The sequence below is a fragment of the Bacteroides sp. ET71 genome, from assembly GCF_023336905.1.
GTDB lineage: Bacteria > Bacteroidota > Bacteroidia > Bacteroidales > Bacteroidaceae > Bacteroides.
In genome coordinates this window covers 1-17,842 of record NZ_JAMBLS010000044.1, presented here as the reverse complement: position 1 = coordinate 17,842, position 17,842 = coordinate 1, and the positions used below count along the sequence as shown (strand labels likewise).

Genomic DNA, 17,842 nt, shown 5'->3' with positions numbered 1-17,842 from the left:
ATCATTTTTAGATATAATTCCTGCATTTCAACTGATAGCAGATTAAATAAAAGCGGATGGTTGATACCAACCATCCGCTTTTAATGTTTTTTTAATGAATATCAGTTATTCATTAATTTCTCAATTTCCTCATATTCGGGTCCCATCTGCAAGTTATAATATACCCTATAAAGACCATTCAACCACAAGTCTTTTTGATCAGGTTTTAACTCTCTTGCTTTTTCGTAATACGGCTTAGCTTGTTCATAAAAACCTTTTAAAGCAGCTTGGTCTTCCTTATATTTAGGATCATTGACATCAGAAGAAGCTTTTTCTGAGAAATTTTGTGCTTGTAAACAATAAATCAAACCAATATTAGAATATGCTTCTGCATATGTCGGATCAATCTCAATTGTTTTTTTATAATACTTCAAAGCATTGTCATAATCCTCCATATTATGGTAAATATACCCTTTCACATATAAATTAAAAGCATTATTAGGATCTTTGGCCAACATTTCATCAGTAAATTTCATAGCTTCATCAAACTTTTTGCTATTGCTATAATAATCAATCAAATTACCAAAGAAAAATGGATGATCAGGATATTTCTGCACACCTTCTTGCAAAGAAATAACCCATTTGGCAGTATCACCCTCTGCTTTTAAGGCAGTTGATACAAATTCCATTGCATACTTGCCTACTTCTTTATCATCTTTAGCATAAGGAGCATATTTCAGAACACTAGGATAATCTTCCATCTTCATCGCTGCCAAGCTAGCATAATAAGCAATCTGAGGCATTAAAGTATCATTTTTTACTTGCTCATTGTCTGCAAACATAGGCTGATTAAGCATATCCACATACGTGCCAAAGAATTCGAGGGCCTCTTTATTCTTATCTTGATTAAAATATTGGATACCACCATTAATCAGATTTCCCCTTTCCGCCAAGATCTCACTTGAATTGGGTTTACGATACTTGTTCTTAATCTTACCCTTTTCATTAGGTATTTGAGCCAGCTCATCACACTTAAAGAAATATTTACACATATTTAAGGCACTATTATACACTTGCATTGTATCATAAGGTTGCCTCAAATAAGCCTTCTCCATTTCCTTTTCACTCCGTTTCCTTTGGATAAGTCCAGCTACATTCCAAGTTTCAGCCAGATCTTTCGTTTCAGGATTGGTCAATGCTCCATTGATCAATTCCTCTGCTTTGGCAAAATCAGGAGAAGTTCCATTTACGATCTTCTTTGCCTCCTTTACGGCTTTCTCTTGAGCGAATACAAAGCCTGCTGCCAATAATAAAACTACCGAAAATACAATTTTTTTCATGATTGTAGTGTAATTAAATGATTAATAGATATATGTCTATTCGTTATTTTCGTTATCTGCTTCATTGACGTTACTTTCATTTTCCAATGCCTCTTCGGCTGTTTCAGAAGTTACTTTACAAACAGAACCAATCTCATCATTACGTTTTTCAAGGTTGATAAGACGCACCCCTTGGGTTGCACGCCCCATGACACGAACATCAGCCACTTTAAGACGAATTGTGATGCCTGATTTATTGATGATCATCAAATCATTATCATCTGTTACTGACTTAATTGCTACAAGTTTGCCCGTTTTATCGGTAATGTTCATAGTTTTTACACCCTTGCCTCCACGATTCGTGATGCGATAATCTTCCAATTCTGAGCGTTTACCATATCCTTGCTCTGAGACAACCATAATAGTTTCCGTTGCAGCATCTTTAATACAAATCATACCTACAACTTCATCCTGTCCATCTTCATCCAGAGTTATACCACGAACACCTGTAGCAGTACGTCCCATTACACGCACTGTGCTTTCATGAAAACGTATAGCACGTCCATTACGATTAGCAATAATAATCTCATTATTTCCATTGGTCATACGCACTTCGATAACGCGATCATCTTCTCGAATAGTGATAGCATTCACTCCATTTTGGCGAGGACGTGAATATTGTTCTAGCAAGGTCTTTTTAATAACACCATTTTTAGTGCAGAAGAGGACATAGTGTGAATTAATGAAATCCTGATCATTAAGATTTTTAACACGCAAATAGGCATTTACCGCATCATCAGTATCAATATTCAAAAGGTTCTGTATAGCACGTCCTTTAGAGTTCTTAGTACCTTCTGGTATTTCATATACCTTCAACCAATAACATTTTCCTTTTTGTGTGAAAAACATCATTGTATTATGCATTGTTGCAGGATAGATATGTTCCACGAAATCTTCATCTCGTGTATCCGTTCCTTTAGAACCCACTCCACCCCGATTTTGCGCATGAAACTCACTTAAGGGCGTACGTTTAATATATCCTAAATGCGATATTGTAATAATCATCTGATCATCAGCATAGAAATCTTCTGGGTTAAATTCTTCAGAAGAATAAACAATTTCTGACCGGCGCGGGTCACCATACTTTTCTTTTACTTCAACAAGTTCATCTTTTATAACCTTCCGACAAAGATGCTCATCAGACAAAATCTGCTCATAATAAGCTATTTTCTTTTGAATATCCTCATATTCACTATGTAATTGCTCTTGCTGAAGGCCTGTAAGTTGGCGGAGACGCATTTCAACAATAGCTCTCGCTTGTACATCTGTCAATTGAAAACGTTCCATCAAAGCATTTACAGCATCATTAGGGGTTTGTGATGCACGAATAATCTGAATTACTTCATCAATATTATCTGAAGCGATAATCAAACCTTCAAGAATATGAGCACGCTCTTTAGCTTTACGTAAATCGTATTGTGTGCGACGAATAACTACTTCATGGCGATGTTCAATAAAATAGCGAATAAGGTCTTTCAAGTTAAGCAAACGCGGACGCCCATGCACTAATGCTACATTGTTAACACTAAACGATGTTTGTAACTGAGTCATTTTGTAAAGTTTGTTCAGTACAACACTCGCATTAGCATCGCGTTTCACATCGATAACTATACGCATACCGTCGCGATCGGATTCATCATTAGCATTGGAAATTCCTTCCAGCTTCTTTTCATTGGCAAGATTAGCAATATCTTTTATGAGTTCCGCCTTATTGACACCATAAGGAATTTCTGTTACAACAATCTTATCATGATTCTGTCCTGTCTCGATTTCAGCTTTAGCACGTATAATAACACGTCCTCGTCCGGTTAAATATGCCTCACGTACACCACTCATGCCATAAATATAGCCACCCGTAGGGAAGTCTGGAGCTTTAATATAGTTCATTAGCTCCTCGATAGAGATATCACTATTATTTATATAAGCTATACAAGCATCAATAACTTCAGAAAGATTATGAGTAGGCATATTGGTTGCCATACCAACCGCAATACCCGAAGCACCATTCACCAACAAATTGGGAATACGTGTAGGCATTACAGTAGGTTCTTGCAGAGTGTCATCAAAATTATTCTGCATATCAACCGTTTCCTTATCAATATCCTGCATCATATCTTCACCAATTTTACGTAAACGGCATTCCGTATATCGCATGGCAGCAGGACTGTCACCATCCACAGAGCCATAATTGCCCTGACCATCTACCATCATATAACGCATCGACCACCACTGGGCCATACGTACTAATGCTCCATAAACAGATGAGTCTCCATGCGGATGGTACTTACCTAATACCTCTCCAACTATTCTGGCTGATTTTTTATACGGTTTATCTGACGTATTTCCCAACCCCATCATGCCAAAAAGAATACGGCGATGTACAGGTTTGAAACCATCACGAACATCAGGGAGAGCGCGCGATACAATGACTGACATAGAATAGTCAATGTACGACGACTTCATTTCCTCCTCAATATTTACTTTTATAATTCTATCTTGCTCAAGCATTTATAATTTATAATTAATTAATAATGTTCTATTCTATCCGAAAAAACTATGCTAAGGTAGTTTATTTTTTTGATATACGAAAATTTTTCAAGACAGGAAAAACACTCTTGCCTCCCTCCAAAGCTAAATGTTTCCTTTACCTAGTAACTCTTCAAACGAAGGAATATCTTCATCTTCCACTTCACACTGACGAAAATGCATCTCCGCTCCTGCTCTATCTTTAGGAAAAGTATAATATACACAGAGTGCCTCCGTACATAAATCACCGTGACTATTGTAAAGATTAGCTTCTACCACCGCTAAGTTTCGTTTTTGTTCGCGAAGATGAGCGCGCAACACCAGGAAAGGTTCATTCGTAGAAACAGACTTTCGAAAACGAATCTCCATCTTAGATGTCACCCCTCCTGTTTGCAATTTACGAAAGACTACCCATCCGCATATTTCATCCAATAAAACAGATTGTATACCGCCATGTAAGGTATTAAGCCATCCTTGATATTCCGGGCGTGGCACCCAACGACTTAAGATTTCATTACCTTCTTCATAAAATTCCATGTGCAGCCCCGCTGCATTATGCAATGAGCATCCAAAGCAATTGTAACCTTCCGTTTCCTTCCAAGGATTAATTATTCTCTTCATGACGCTTATTTATAACTCTTATTCTTAGAAAGCTACCAATACCATAACCAATGTGTTGTCTGCATCATAAAAGCCAACACGATTCTCTTGCAAACGTCCCAAAGAACGCGTATCATTTAAAGCCTTCAACACACGACTTTCCACTTCCATATCAGGACAAGCCATCATTGTACTGATAAGTTGCGGAAAAGAAATAGTTCCGGCATTACCATCTTCGGTTTGGAAGCCTCCATTGATGATATTGCATCCTGCATTTCCATGCAACTTTTTTTCGGCCACTTTTAGTTCGAGAAAAGGTTGGTTTTCCAAACTATCGCTAACAGCAATTCCTCCGGCTTCCACAATTTTCCATTTTCCGTTCAAATCAGCAATATTCATATCAGGTACTTTCTTTTTTAATATAAGAATAGGACGTTTAAGCGATTTGCCGCACAAACCGATAGTTCCTTCACCCAATTTCGTATAGTGCTTCACTTGTGCCAAGGCATTCAAGACATTTTGTTCTGACGCCATATCTGGACACATCATACGCGTAGTACCCATTTGCCCCAAATCTATCGTGCCCGATTTTGCATTAACATCAAACGCTCCCATTAAACGATTACAGCCTGCATTTCCATGGATGCGCCCCGTAGACTTATTAAAACCAATATAGGGGTACGTCTGCCCTGGTGTCGGCACTACAGCCGTACCATTTATCTCTATAATATCCCATTCTCCATCAATATCAGCCAACACTGCCACATTTTTAGATGAGCTACATGATGACATGCCAACCATTACGGCTGCTAAACAAAAGAATACTAATTTTTTTTTCACCATATTTATCGTCTTTAATTATAAAAAAATAGTGCATAAAGCTATTTCAGTGCAAAGTTAGACAAAATAACCGGATAGCAAATCGTTTGCCCATAAAATCCCCCAAAGCAACCAAGGTTTTAGGAAGTTTTTAGTGATTTAGTTTGATTAAGATTTAAGTAAGTAATCATTCCTTTTTAGTTTATATTATCATGAAAGTAAACAATGGTAACTTGATTCTCCTCCTCCCCGGAGGAGGGGATTTCTGTTACTCTTTGCGCTCTAACTAAGTCCGTATTCATGATATAAACTAAATGTAAACATCTACTTACTGAAATTTAGTTTATACATTGTGTTGTATCTGTCATGTTGAGCATTGTTCTCCCCCGACAAACGGGGGAGGTAAGAGGGGGTGTGAAACGAAGTCGAAACATCTCCTTCTTGCGCTGCCAGCCAGACAGAGCCTTTAGAGAGATTCTTCGACTACGCCCTACGGGCTTCACTCAGAGTGACAGACACATCAATAGTATAAACTAAAAAGGAATGATTACTTATTATTTCATCGCATCCTGACACCTGCGCTTCCGGATTTTTCGCCAGCTTCTCCAGAGTCTATGCACGGCCTATGCTTCCCTTATTGGAAATAAGACTTGAAAGAGACTTGAATAAGACCTGAAAGAGACCTGAAAAGGGATAATATCCCATGACATTCAAAAAACAAAGCCCCCAAAGCCCATCCGGCAAAGCATAAAACCAATCTGTCTGGTTGCGGCAAGCCGGCTTTCGGATTTCAGCAAGAAGCGTCCATTCTCCCCGTTATCACAAGAAGAACAATGGAATGACAGAGAAAATCTGTTGGCTATTTGATTTTTTTGTTGAGTAAACGTCGAAAATCGCGGATTTTTCCCTAAGTTTGCAAACGATAAGCGGGATTCTCGCTCATCTGGATTCACTTCAAAATATAACATAATAAAAAATATGGGTAAAGTTCTTATTATTGGTGCAGGCGGCGTAGGTACCGTCGTTGCGCACAAGGTAGCTCAAAATACAGATGTCTTCACCGACATCATGATTGCCAGTCGTACAAAATCCAAATGTGACGCTGTGGTAAAAGCCATTGGCAATTCTAATATTCAGACTGCACAAGTAGATGCTGACAACGTAGACGAACTGGTAGCTCTATTCAATAGTTTCAAGCCTGAAATTGTTATCAACGTAGCTCTGCCCTATCAAGATCTAACCATTATGGAGGCTTGCCTGAAAACAGGAGTCAACTATTTAGACACTGCTAACTATGAGCCTAAGGATGTAGCCCATTTTGAATATAGTTGGCAATGGGCCTACAAAAAACGCTTTGAGGATGCTGGATTAACTGCAATACTTGGCTGTGGATTCGACCCGGGAGTAAGTGGCATATATACTGCCTACGCAGCTAAGCATCATTTTGATGAAATACAATATTTAGATATTGTTGACTGTAATGCAGGCAATCACCATAAAGCTTTTGCAACCAACTTCAACCCTGAAATAAACATTCGCGAAATCACACAAAACGGCCGCTACTATGAAAACGGCCAATGGATTACCACAAAGCCATTGGAAATCCATAAATCGCTAAACTACCCCAACATCGGGCCGCGTGACTCATATCTGCTTTATCATGAAGAGTTAGAATCTTTGGTAAAAAATTTCCCCACCATTAAACGCGCTCGATTTTGGATGACATTTGGTCAAGAATATTTAACTCATTTGCGCGTTATCCAAGATATTGGCATGGCCCGAATTGACCCAATTGATTACAATGGTATGAAAATTGTTCCCTTGCAATTTTTGAAAGCTGTTCTACCGAATCCTCAAGACTTAGGTGAGAATTACGATGGAGAGACTTCTATCGGATGCCGCATCCGTGGACTGAAAAATGGAAAAGAGCGAACATATTATGTATATAATAACTGTAGTCACCAAGCCGCTTATCAGGAAACCGGTATGCAAGGAGTTAGCTACACAACAGGTGTACCGGCCATGATTGGTGCCATGATGTTCCTTAAAGGTATATGGAAACGGCCAGGAGTATGGAATGTCGAAGAATTTGATCCCGACCCATTCATGGAACAGCTAAATAAACAAGGATTACCTTGGCACGAAGTGTTTGACACAGATTTAGAACTTTAAAAGCTAAACAGATACATGAACATAGGGGACAAAGCGCCTGAAATATTGGGAATCAACGAAAAAGGTGAAGAAATACGCCTTAGTGATTACAAAGGGAAAAAAATTGTACTGTATTTCTATCCCAAAGACAATACTTCGGGATGTACAACAGAGGCTTGTAATTTGCGGGATCATTATGAAGAATTACAACAGGCTGGCTATGCCGTTATAGGTGCCAGTGTAGATGGAGAAAAATCTCACCAGAAATTTATTGAAAAGCATGCTTTACCTTTTCCTTTGATAGCCGATACAGATAAAAAATTAGTAGAACAATTTGGTGTATGGGGCGAGAAAAGCATGTATGGACGTAAATATATGGGAACTTTCCGCACAACTTTCATCATTGACGAAGAGGGCTTTATCGAACGTATTATCACCTCCAAGGAAATAAAAACGAAAGAGCATGCGGCTCAAATACTAAATTTAAACAAATAACCCTTTAATTTCAACAAAAAGGTGGCAAAAAAAGACGAACTAAACTTTGAGAGTGAGAGTGCAGCACAAGCTACCAGCGAAAAACTGAAAGCGCTGCAAGTTGCTATGGACAAAATAGAGAAGAACTTTGGCAAAGGTTCTATTATGCGAATGGGTAGCCAGGAAGTGGAGCACATAGATGTCATCCCTACCGGTTCCATCAGTTTGAATGCTGCGTTGGGCGTAGGAGGCTATCCTCGTGGACGTATCATAGAGATTTATGGTCCTGAGTCTTCAGGTAAAACGACATTGGCCATTCATGCCATTGCCGAAGCACAAAAGCTCGGTGGCATTGCTGCTTTTATAGACGCAGAGCATGCCTTCGACCGATTCTATGCTGCCAAGCTGGGAGTAGATGTCAACAACCTGCTTATCTCTCAGCCAGACAATGGCGAACAAGCATTAGAGATTGCAGATCAGTTGATTCATTCATCGGCTGTAGATATTATCGTCATTGATTCCGTAGCAGCTCTGACGCCTAAGGCTGAAATCGAAGGCGATATGGGTGACAACAAAGTAGGCTTACAGGCCCGATTAATGTCACAAGCTTTACGGAAATTGACATCGGCTATTAGTAAAACACGTACTACGTGCATCTTTATCAACCAATTGCGCGAGAAGATTGGTGTAATGTTCGGTAATCCGGAAACGACCACAGGCGGTAATGCCCTGAAGTTTTATGCCTCAGTACGCATTGACATCAGGCCAGGACAAGCAATCAAGAATGGTGAAGAAGTACTGGGACGTCAGACAAAAGTGAAAATTGTAAAAAACAAGGTAGCTCCTCCATTCCGTCGTGCCGAATTCGACATTATGTTTGGCGAAGGTATTTCGAGAGCTGGAGAGATTATTGATTTGGGGTCTGATTTAGGTATTATCAAGAAAAGTGGTTCTTGGTTCAGCTACAACGACACTAAATTAGCACAAGGAAGAGATGCTGCCAAGCAAGTAATTCTGGACAACCCAGAATTGGCAGAAGAATTGGAAACACAAATTTTCGAAGCTTTGAAACAAGAGAAATAAAACAAAAAAGCGAAGGCGAGATTTCTTAATCTCGCCTTCGCTTTTTTACTGTTTGAGACAACTTTAATAGCATCCTGTTTCTCATTCCTTCAAACTTTCTTGTAACTTCTTCGTTAAGTAAGCTTCCTCTTAAGCAAATCCTGGATTCCGACTTCATCTTCTAATAAACGGGAAACTATTCTAAAAAGTATGCGATAACAAGGCAAAAACATTTTCTTTAAACAGACCGCGTCTTTCTAATTTAACGTGAGTTCGATATAATGATAAATATATTTTTCTGATAATTAAAAACATAGCGATAAAAGTATTAAATTTATAGTGTCCAATTATAACATTTAAACGATTACTACTATGTTTCCAGAGTCTAAAGTTACGGAGATTTATTGTATGGCCGATGATTTTTGCAAGGAATTTGCATTGCAACAGGATAAATATATGATTGAGGATAAGAAGACCAGGCATCGTAACAAACCCAACCGTATGAGTGATGCGGAGATTATAGTTATTCTAATTCTGTTTCACTCCGGTGGTTTCCGCTGTTTCAAGCATTTTATAGTTAGGAATATGTCTGCAAACACCTGAAACATCTTTTTCCGTGTCAGGTTTCCTATAACCGTTTTGTGGAGCTGGAGAAGGAAGTATTGCTTCCCATGACCATCTTCATCAAAAAAGTACTGCTGGGAACCTGTACCGGTATCAGTTTTGTTGACTCCACTCCTTTACGTGTTTGTCGTAACCAAAGAGTCCTGATTCATAAGACATTTGAGGGACTTGCCGGGCGTGGAAAATGTTCCATGGGATGGTTCTTCGGATTCAAGCTGCATCTGATAATCAATGACAAGGGTGAAATTCTCAATTTTATGTTTACGCCCGGAAACGTGGATGACCGGGAACCGTTGAAGCAGGGTAAGTTTATGGAGAACATCAAAGGAAAACTGTGTGCAGACAAGGGATATATCGGTCAGGCTCTGTTTGAGAACCTTTTCCTTAATGGCATACAGCTTGTCACTAAAGTTAAAAACAATATGAAGAACTCACTGATGAGTATTGCCGACAAAATCTTGCTCCGAAAAAGAGCCTTGATTGAAACGGTCAATGATGAGTTGAAGAACATCGCACAAATAGAACATTCCAGACATCGTTCATTCAATAACTTTATAGCCAATTCTTTGTCGGCTATAGCAGCATACTGTTTTTTTGAAAAGAAGCCCGCCATTGACGTTAACTTTGTCAATGACGGACAACTGGCCATTTTCTAATTTTATTTCGAACTCACGTTAATTTATCAAGATTATTTCTCGGATTCTTATCAAGAAGGCGAAAAAAGCAGAAGATTTGTTCTATTCCTATTTAGAAGAAATCTTTTAATATATAAATAATCTTCTATTATTCATCGAATTTGTATCTTTAGCTTAGAGATGCACATCTCTAGGCTAAAGATATATATCTCCAGGTTAGAGACATATATCTCCAGGTTAGAGACATATATCTCTAACCTGGAGATACAGTTTTTATACAGCATCACCACTTTCTATTTAAAGCATACAAGAATGAAATCCCTCTCCCCTGAAAAATCGCCATGTCTTTCTCTTCAATAAACATTTCTCTTGCCCGGATAAGTTTATTGAACAACAAATTTGATTATTTACCCCAATTAAAACCAATAGATATAAAGCAAAGTAGCTATACTAATAACAATCCAAAGTAACACGCCCTGCAACAACGGTTTAAATCCAACAGTTTTCAATACATCACGTGAAAGGGATGCACCGATAAAGAAAAGTGTAATGGTCAGCATTTTACGAGCAAAGTCATTAATAAAAGCTCCCAATTTCATACCTATCTCCGAACGGTCTAGCACATAAGTATTAAATATCATAGCCAACACAAAGAACAGAATAAACCAAGGCACATACATTTTCTTACCTTTACTCTTAAAAATAAGCGAAGTAATGAAAGCCAATGGAATAATCCACAATGCGCGTGTCAACTTAATAGTGGTGGCCACTTGCAGTGCTTCTTCTCCATAAGCAGCACCAGCTCCCACCACAGAACTAGTGTCATGGATGGCGATTGCTGCCCACGTCCCAAATTCGTACTGCCCTATATTCAAAACATGACCAATAAAAGGAAAGATGAACAGAGCAATGGCATTAAGAATAAAAATGGTTCCTAAAGCAACAGACATTTCCTCATCTTTTGCTTTTAAAACAGGGCCTACTGCCGCTATAGCACTTCCACCACAAATTGCTGTACCAGAAGAAATAAGATAAGAAGTGTTACGGTCTACCTTCAAACACTTACGGCCTATAAACCAACCTATAAGAAGTGTGCCTATCACCGAAATAATAGTAAACTCCATCCCTTCTTTTCCAGAAGCCAATGCTGCATGGAGATTCATCCCAAACCCTAACCCGACAACAGAATACTGTAACAGATATTTGGAAATTTTCTTATTAAACTTTGGATATGCTTGCCCACACATCAAAGCAAATGCTAATCCCAGGAACAAAGCAACAGGAGGAGTAACCCAAGAAACATATGAAGACAAGGATGGCACATAATCCAACATCAAGCAAACAAAAAGTACCACCAAAATAGTGATATAGATAGCTTTCTTCTTGGACCTTAGAAAAGTTTGATTCTCCAGCATACAAATTCAATTTTAATTCAACATCATATTTTTGCAGCCGCAAAGGTACACTTTTTAGCAGGATTTACCAATCCTCCGATGTTATGCCCCAAGTATGCATCAATGAATAAGTGGCAAAATCCCAACGGCAAAGCAAATCAGTAGCAGGCTCTTCCATTAAAAAGCAAATAGCCTTTTCTGCATTGCTGATTTCGGCTGCTTTACAATAATTCTGTATCGATTTGATGACCCTTGCACCATATTCACAAAAATGAGGAACCAGCATCAAGCACTTTACTTCTTTAGCATCAAGTGCCAGCCTTGTCAATTCTTCAAATAAGTCTGCCCGCGATACCATTCCAGCCGAAGATACCACAACAAACGAGAACTCACCCAAGGCTGTTTGACATGCCTTACCATTCAGCTCCAACAGAGAACATGGGACGGAACTTTTTAAAGATTGAACTCCTTCATCAACCACAAAAAGAACTTGTATGTCATGGGTAGCACCACGTAATCCTGCATCTAAGGCTAAACAAATCAACCAATCCACTATATCCGTATCGGGTAACTTTCGTCTCAAATTCTCCTCCAAAACATGTTTGGCATCAGCAACAGTTCCATTCAAAAATGAAACATCCAAGATGATAACATTAGATAAAAATGTGATACGATTATTCATTCTTTCTATATTTAATCAATATTTCCTGCCGCTTTAATACAATAACACTTTTAATGTTTCAATATAAACATAAACCTGCGACACCACAAAGTATAATCATTAAAATAGGATTAACCTTATATTTTCTTGTCCCCACAAAGGCCACAATAAAAATAACACAACTTATAACGAAAGTGCGAACATCTTTCGTCGGTGAACCAAAATTCTCTACATTCATTAACACCAAAGCAGCAGATGCCAATAAACCTACTACTGCAGGACGTAAGCCACTAAAAATTGCTTCTACAATAGGATGCTTTTGATATTTTAAGAAAAAACGACTAATAGTAAGCATCAATATAAAAGAAGGCAAAACTACAGCAAACGTAGCCAACATAGAACCAACAATTCCCCACTCCATAGCATAGCCAGCTCTCACAATGGCATCATAACCGACATAAGTAGCAGAATTGATGCCAATAGGCCCTGGAGTCATTTGACTTATAGCCACTATATCCGTAAACTCTTGAGGTGTGAGCCAACCATAACGAGTCACGACCTCCCCCTGTATCATTGACAGCATAGCGTAACCTCCTCCAAAACCGAAAAGACCAATCTTAAAAAAGGTATAAAATAATTGCAAAAATATCATGGGTGTAAACGACAAATTATAATAGTCAAAAAACGGAATAATTTATTTACGCTTCATTGCTTTTTCTCTTTTTCATCTTGCCATAAATATATCCTCCCACTCCCGCAGAAATAATAATCCAAATGGGTGAAAAGCCTAAAAGCCAAATAAGTGAAGCCGAAACTATTGGTATCCAAACATTATATCGACTTATCTTAGCTGAACGTGCCATACTAAATGTCGGTGCAGCAATTAGCGCTACCACTGCAGGACGTATCCCTTTAAAAATACGTTCCACCACCATATTATCCTTAAAGCTATGAAAAAATAAAGCGATAGTCAATATAATCAGAAATGAAGGGAGTACAGTTCCCAATGCTGCCACTATACTTCCTAAGATTCCTTTCAGACGATATCCAATAAAAATAGAAATATTTACTGCCAAAATTCCAGGTGATGACTGAGCTATAGCTAACAAATCAATAAAATCTTCTTTAGTTAACCACTGACGTCTAGTAACAATCTCATTTTCTATCAAAGGAACCATGGCATAACCTCCACCAATGGTAAAAGCTCCAATCTTAAAAAAAATAGAAAAAGCTTCCAGGTATAAATTCATTTCTCAAAGTTCAACAAATATAAACATTAAGTTTCGTTAAACAAAAGGCAAGATGAAACTAAATAGGCAAAAGCGAGCCACATGAATAATAGTTTCATTCAGTTATTTTCGAGTTTTGCAATTACAATAACTAAATATATAAACGAATAAAAACTCTCCCCCAACACTTATATATTTACAAAGTTAGAGGAGAGTTTTTTAAAAGAAACTATTTATCTCTTTTGACTTTTTCTTCTACCCATTTACGAGCATTAACAAAAGCTTCAATCCACGGCGTCACTTGATCAGAATACATGCGATCTATTGGATAATAAGCATTTTGCCATGGAAAAATCGCACGCTCTAAATGAGGCATAATAGCAAGATGACGTCCATCTGCACTAGCTACGGCTGCCGTAGAATAATCCGATCCATTGGGATTGCCAGGATACTCGTCGTAACTATATTTAGCAACAATGTTATAATGATCCTCATCATAGGGCATAGAAAATTTTCCTTCTCCATGAGCAACCCAAATTCCTAGTTTGCTCCCACTTAAAGAACCAAACATCACACTTCGATTAGTAGGGATAGTCAATCCCAAAAAACGACTCTCGAATTTATGTGAATCATTATGAAGCATACGAATACGCTTTTCATCCTTGGGAACAATCAAATTCAATTCCATCATTAACTGACAGCCGTTACAAACTCCCAACGAAAGCGTATCTTCACGTGCATAAAACTTATCAAGAGCCTCTTTTGCTTTAGGATTGAAAAGGAAAGCACCAGCCCAGCCTTTGGCAGACCCTAATACATCTGAATTAGCAAATCCACCACAGAAGACGATCATATTAACATCTTCTAAAGTTTCACGTCCGCTCACAAGATCTGTCATAGTCACATCTTTCACATCAAAACCTGCTAAATAGAGGGAATAAGCCATTTCACGTTCTCCATTAGTACCTTTCTCACGAATGATAGCAGCACGGATTCCTGTCTGGCTCCGACGATCTGGAGTAATCCCATATTGAGAAAATTTGCCCCTAAAATCAGGTAAAAAAGCAAACTCAACAGGTTGCATTTTATAATTCTCATAACGTTGTTTTGCACATCCATTCATAGATTGCTTACGATCTAAAAGATAAGAAGTGGAGTACCAAACATCACGCAGATAATCAATGCCAAACTGATAAGTTGCATCATTCTTGGTAACCAAAATATGACGTTCATCAGTAAGTTTGCCCAGTTTCACAAAGCCAATGCCTGCATCTTCCAATATTTTTTTTACCTCATCCTTATGTTTATTGCTCACTTGAATGATTACACCAGGATTTTCAGCAAAAAGGATCTTCACCAAATCATCATCCTTGATTTTGTCTAGACTGATCTCCATACCACCTTCCATATTAGAAAAGCACATTTCCAATAAAGCAGTAATAAGTCCACCTGCCGAGATATCATGCCCAGCTAATACAAGTCCCCTGTTTACAAGATCTTGCACTGCCATAAAAGCATCACGGAAATATTCAGGATTCTGAACAGTAGGCACATCACTGCCAACTTTCCCTAATGCTTGTGCAAAAGCTGAACCACCCAATTTAAGATGATCAAAACTAAAGTCTATATGATAAAGAGTCGTATGCGCATCGTTAACCAATACCGGTGAAACTACTTTTTTAATATCGCTAACCTCTCCACCTGCTGACACGATAACTGTACCCGGAGAAATAACTTTACTTCCATCTGGATATTTTTGTGTCATAGATAAAGAATCTTTTCCTGTTGGCACATTTATCTTTAAGGCACAACAGAAATTACTCAAAGCCTGCACTGCCGTATAGAGGCGTGCATCTTCTCCTTCTTGTGAACGACAAGGCCACATCCAGTTGGCCGATAAAGATATACTATCTAAACCGTCTGTCAAAGGAGCCCATACTATATTGGTCAAGGCTTCAGCTACAGAAAGAATCGAACCTGCTTGTGGATCTGCCAAAGCCGCTTGCGGAGCATGCCCTAAAGCGGTAGCTATACCTTTCACCCCCCGATAATCCAAAGCCACAACACCACAATCACTTAATGGAAGTTGAAGTTCGCCAACACATTGTTGACGAGCGATTTTCCCTGTCACAGATCGGTCAACCTTATTAGTCAGCCAATCTTTGCAAGCTACAGCCTCGAGCTGAAGGACATTAGCCAGATATTCATTTAAACAACCTACTTCGTATTGAGGCATTGCATAGTAATGATTTACCGTTTTATCTATCATATAAGTTTTGGGAGAAGAACCAAACATCTGTTCTACGGCTAAATCAAAAGGACGCACACCATCCGCTTGTTGAAAAGCGAAACGGCGATCTCCTGTAGTTTCGCCCACAACGTACATCGGAGCACGTTCACGTTCAGCAATCTTAGCTACATGTGCTATCGCCTCTTCTTTAATGAGTAGCCCCATACGTTCCTGACTCTCATTAGCTATAATTTCTTTAGCAGAAAGCGTCTTATCACCAACAGGTAATTTGCTCATATCAATAAGACCGCCACAGTCTTCTACTAATTCAGAAAGGCAATTGACATGTCCAGCAGAGCCATGGTCATGAATGGAAACCACAGGATTGACATCTTCTTCGCAGAGGGCACGTACTACATTATAGACACGCTTTTGCATCTCAGCATTGGCACGTTGCACAGCATTTAGTTCAATGCCGCTACTATAACGACCTGTATCAACTGACGACACAGAACCTCCTCCCAAGCCAATGCGATAATTATCACCACCCATTACCACGATTTTATTTCCTGCCTCTGGATGCCCTTTCTGACAATCACGCTCTGTTCCGTATCCTACGCCACCAGCCAACATAATGACCTTATCATAACCATATATGGCATCATCGGCCTTTTCCTGATGTTCAAAAGTCAATACAGAACCACAGATAAGAGGTTGACCAAACTTATTACCAAAATCACTAGCACCATTAGAAGCCTTAATAAGTATCTGCTCCGGTGTCTGATAAAGCCATTTACGCACGGGCAACAGTTCTTCCCAAGAACGCCCTTCCTCCGTACGGGGATAAGAAGTCATATAAACTGCTGTACCAGCAATAGGCCATGACCCTTTACCACCACCCATACGATCGCGAATTTCACCACCAGTCCCTGTCGATGCACCATTAAAGGGCTCAACGGTAGTAGGAAAATTATGTGTTTCGGCTTTCAACGAGATAACACTCTTAATGTCTTTTATTTGAAAATAATCAGGTTTCGAATGGTCAAATGGAGCGAACTGCTCAATGATAGGCCCTTCAGCGAAAGCCACATTATCCTTATAAGCTGATATTATTTTGTTAGGGTTTTCCTGCGTGGTTTTTTTTATCATTTGAAAGAGAGAGGACTCTTTCTCTTCGCCATCAATAATAAATGTTCCGCCGAAGATTTTATGACGACAATGCTCGGAATTGATTTGAGCAAAACCAAATACTTCGCTGTCAGTCAACAGACGACCTAAATCTTTTTCCACCTTCTTCAAATATGCAATTTCCTCTCGGCTTAATGCCAGTCCCTCCTTTTCATTATACGCCTCCAGATCTTCTATATATTGGATAGGTTCAGGTGTACGATGAGTAGTAAATACGTCCTGGTTCAACCCACTGTACATACGTTGTAACATCGGGTCATGGTCGGCGTCTTCATTCTCTACGGGGAAATACTCTTCAATGCGACTGATACCTATAAGTCCCATATTTTGAGTGATTTCTACCGCATTAGTACTCCAAGGAGTAATCATTTCACGACGCGGTCCAATGAAACAGCCGCTCAGGTTCGTCTCCTTTTCAGGAGTAGCATCGCCCAAAAGCCAACAGAGTTTCTCGGTCTCCGATTTATCTAGCGCATGATCGCACTCCACGGCCACTACGCTCTTAGATGGGGTTCTGAAAAAGATAATCATTTCTTTTATAGAATTATAATTTATATGTACATATTCGGCGACAAGCCTTCAAATTACATGCAAAGATAATACAAAAAAGTGAGATACTGAGCAAATCACGAAAATATGATTGAAAGTTAATGATTTATGGGATTTTGGCGATTCGGGTGAGTACCAACTGAAACCGGGAAAAAGTCAACTTGAACCGGAATTGCGTTACCAACTCGTTACCTGAAATCGGAACGGGTAACGGAATGGGAAAGCCCGGCAAAATGAGGAAGAAACAGCAGTCATACAAGCTATTAGCTAGGTTCAGGATGAAAAAGTCTTGTGGCAGATTCGATTACACTGGTCCGCTGCGGTTTACATACAGGCAAACAG

The 17,842-nt window shown here is 39.0% G+C and carries 12 protein-coding genes and 1 pseudogene; 4 read left to right on the top strand and 9 right to left on the bottom strand.

What is annotated here, in order from left to right:
• Window positions 1–101: 101 nt before the first annotated feature.
• The 4 genes from M3090_RS14175 to M3090_RS14160 all read right to left on the bottom strand — a co-directional run bounded on the left by M3090_RS14175 (window position 102) and on the right by M3090_RS14160 (window position 5,324).
• The gene (locus tag M3090_RS14175) at window positions 102–1,319 is read right to left on the bottom strand and encodes a tetratricopeptide repeat protein (RefSeq protein WP_249057405.1); all 1,218 of its coding nucleotides are present in this window, start codon (window positions 1,317–1,319) and stop codon (window positions 102–104) included.
• A gap of 36 nt (window positions 1,320–1,355) precedes the next feature.
• Window positions 1,356–3,866, bottom strand: a complete 2,511-nt coding sequence (gene gyrA, locus M3090_RS14170) for a DNA gyrase subunit A (protein WP_249057403.1) — start codon at window positions 3,864–3,866, stop codon at window positions 1,356–1,358.
• A gap of 123 nt (window positions 3,867–3,989) precedes the next feature.
• The gene (locus M3090_RS14165; protein ID WP_249057402.1) at window positions 3,990–4,505 is read right to left on the bottom strand and encodes a PaaI family thioesterase; all 516 of its coding nucleotides are present in this window, start codon (window positions 4,503–4,505) and stop codon (window positions 3,990–3,992) included.
• Window positions 4,506–4,529: 24 nt separating this feature from the next.
• A complete protein-coding gene (locus tag M3090_RS14160) occupies window positions 4,530–5,324 on the bottom strand; it encodes an META domain-containing protein (protein WP_249057409.1) in 795 nt (264 codons plus the stop codon).
• Between the two features lie 957 nt (window positions 5,325–6,281).
• On the opposite strand from M3090_RS14160, the gene M3090_RS14155 reads away from it, so the two are divergent.
• From M3090_RS14155 to M3090_RS14140, 4 genes and pseudogenes are all read left to right on the top strand, one after another.
• Window positions 6,282–7,475, top strand: coding sequence for a saccharopine dehydrogenase family protein (locus M3090_RS14155; RefSeq protein ID WP_249057400.1), 1,194 nt, complete (start codon window positions 6,282–6,284; stop codon window positions 7,473–7,475).
• A gap of 15 nt (window positions 7,476–7,490) precedes the next feature.
• A complete protein-coding gene (gene bcp, locus M3090_RS14150) occupies window positions 7,491–7,949 on the top strand; it encodes a thioredoxin-dependent thiol peroxidase (protein ID WP_249057398.1) in 459 nt (152 codons plus the stop codon).
• Window positions 7,950–7,970: 21 nt separating this feature from the next.
• Window positions 7,971–9,011 (top strand): recombinase RecA, encoded by a 1,041-nt coding sequence (gene recA / locus M3090_RS14145; RefSeq protein ID WP_317239253.1) that lies wholly within the window; start codon window positions 7,971–7,973, stop codon window positions 9,009–9,011.
• Between the two features lie 351 nt (window positions 9,012–9,362).
• Window positions 9,363–10,270, top strand: a pseudogene (locus tag M3090_RS14140) (IS982 family transposase).
• Window positions 10,271–10,665: 395 nt separating this feature from the next.
• Here M3090_RS14140 and M3090_RS14135 read toward each other — a convergent pair.
• From M3090_RS14135 to purL, 5 genes are all read right to left on the bottom strand, one after another.
• Complete coding sequence (locus M3090_RS14135; RefSeq protein ID WP_249057396.1) at window positions 10,666–11,664, bottom strand: YeiH family protein; 999 nt, start codon at window positions 11,662–11,664, stop codon at window positions 10,666–10,668.
• A gap of 64 nt (window positions 11,665–11,728) precedes the next feature.
• Window positions 11,729–12,325 carry a DUF6621 family protein gene (locus M3090_RS14130; protein WP_249057395.1) on the bottom strand — a complete coding sequence of 199 codons (597 nt, stop codon included), beginning with the start codon at window positions 12,323–12,325 and terminating at the stop codon, window positions 11,729–11,731.
• Window positions 12,326–12,383: 58 nt separating this feature from the next.
• The gene (locus M3090_RS14125) at window positions 12,384–12,956 is read right to left on the bottom strand and encodes a chromate transporter (RefSeq protein WP_249057394.1); all 573 of its coding nucleotides are present in this window, start codon (window positions 12,954–12,956) and stop codon (window positions 12,384–12,386) included.
• 46 nt (window positions 12,957–13,002) lie between these two features.
• Window positions 13,003–13,554 carry a chromate transporter gene (locus M3090_RS14120; RefSeq protein ID WP_249057392.1) on the bottom strand — a complete coding sequence of 184 codons (552 nt, stop codon included), beginning with the start codon at window positions 13,552–13,554 and terminating at the stop codon, window positions 13,003–13,005.
• A 208-nt stretch (window positions 13,555–13,762) separates the two neighbouring features.
• Window positions 13,763–17,482, bottom strand: a complete 3,720-nt coding sequence (purL, locus tag M3090_RS14115) for a phosphoribosylformylglycinamidine synthase (RefSeq protein WP_249057391.1) — start codon at window positions 17,480–17,482, stop codon at window positions 13,763–13,765.
• Between the last annotated feature and the right edge of the window lie 360 nt (window positions 17,483–17,842).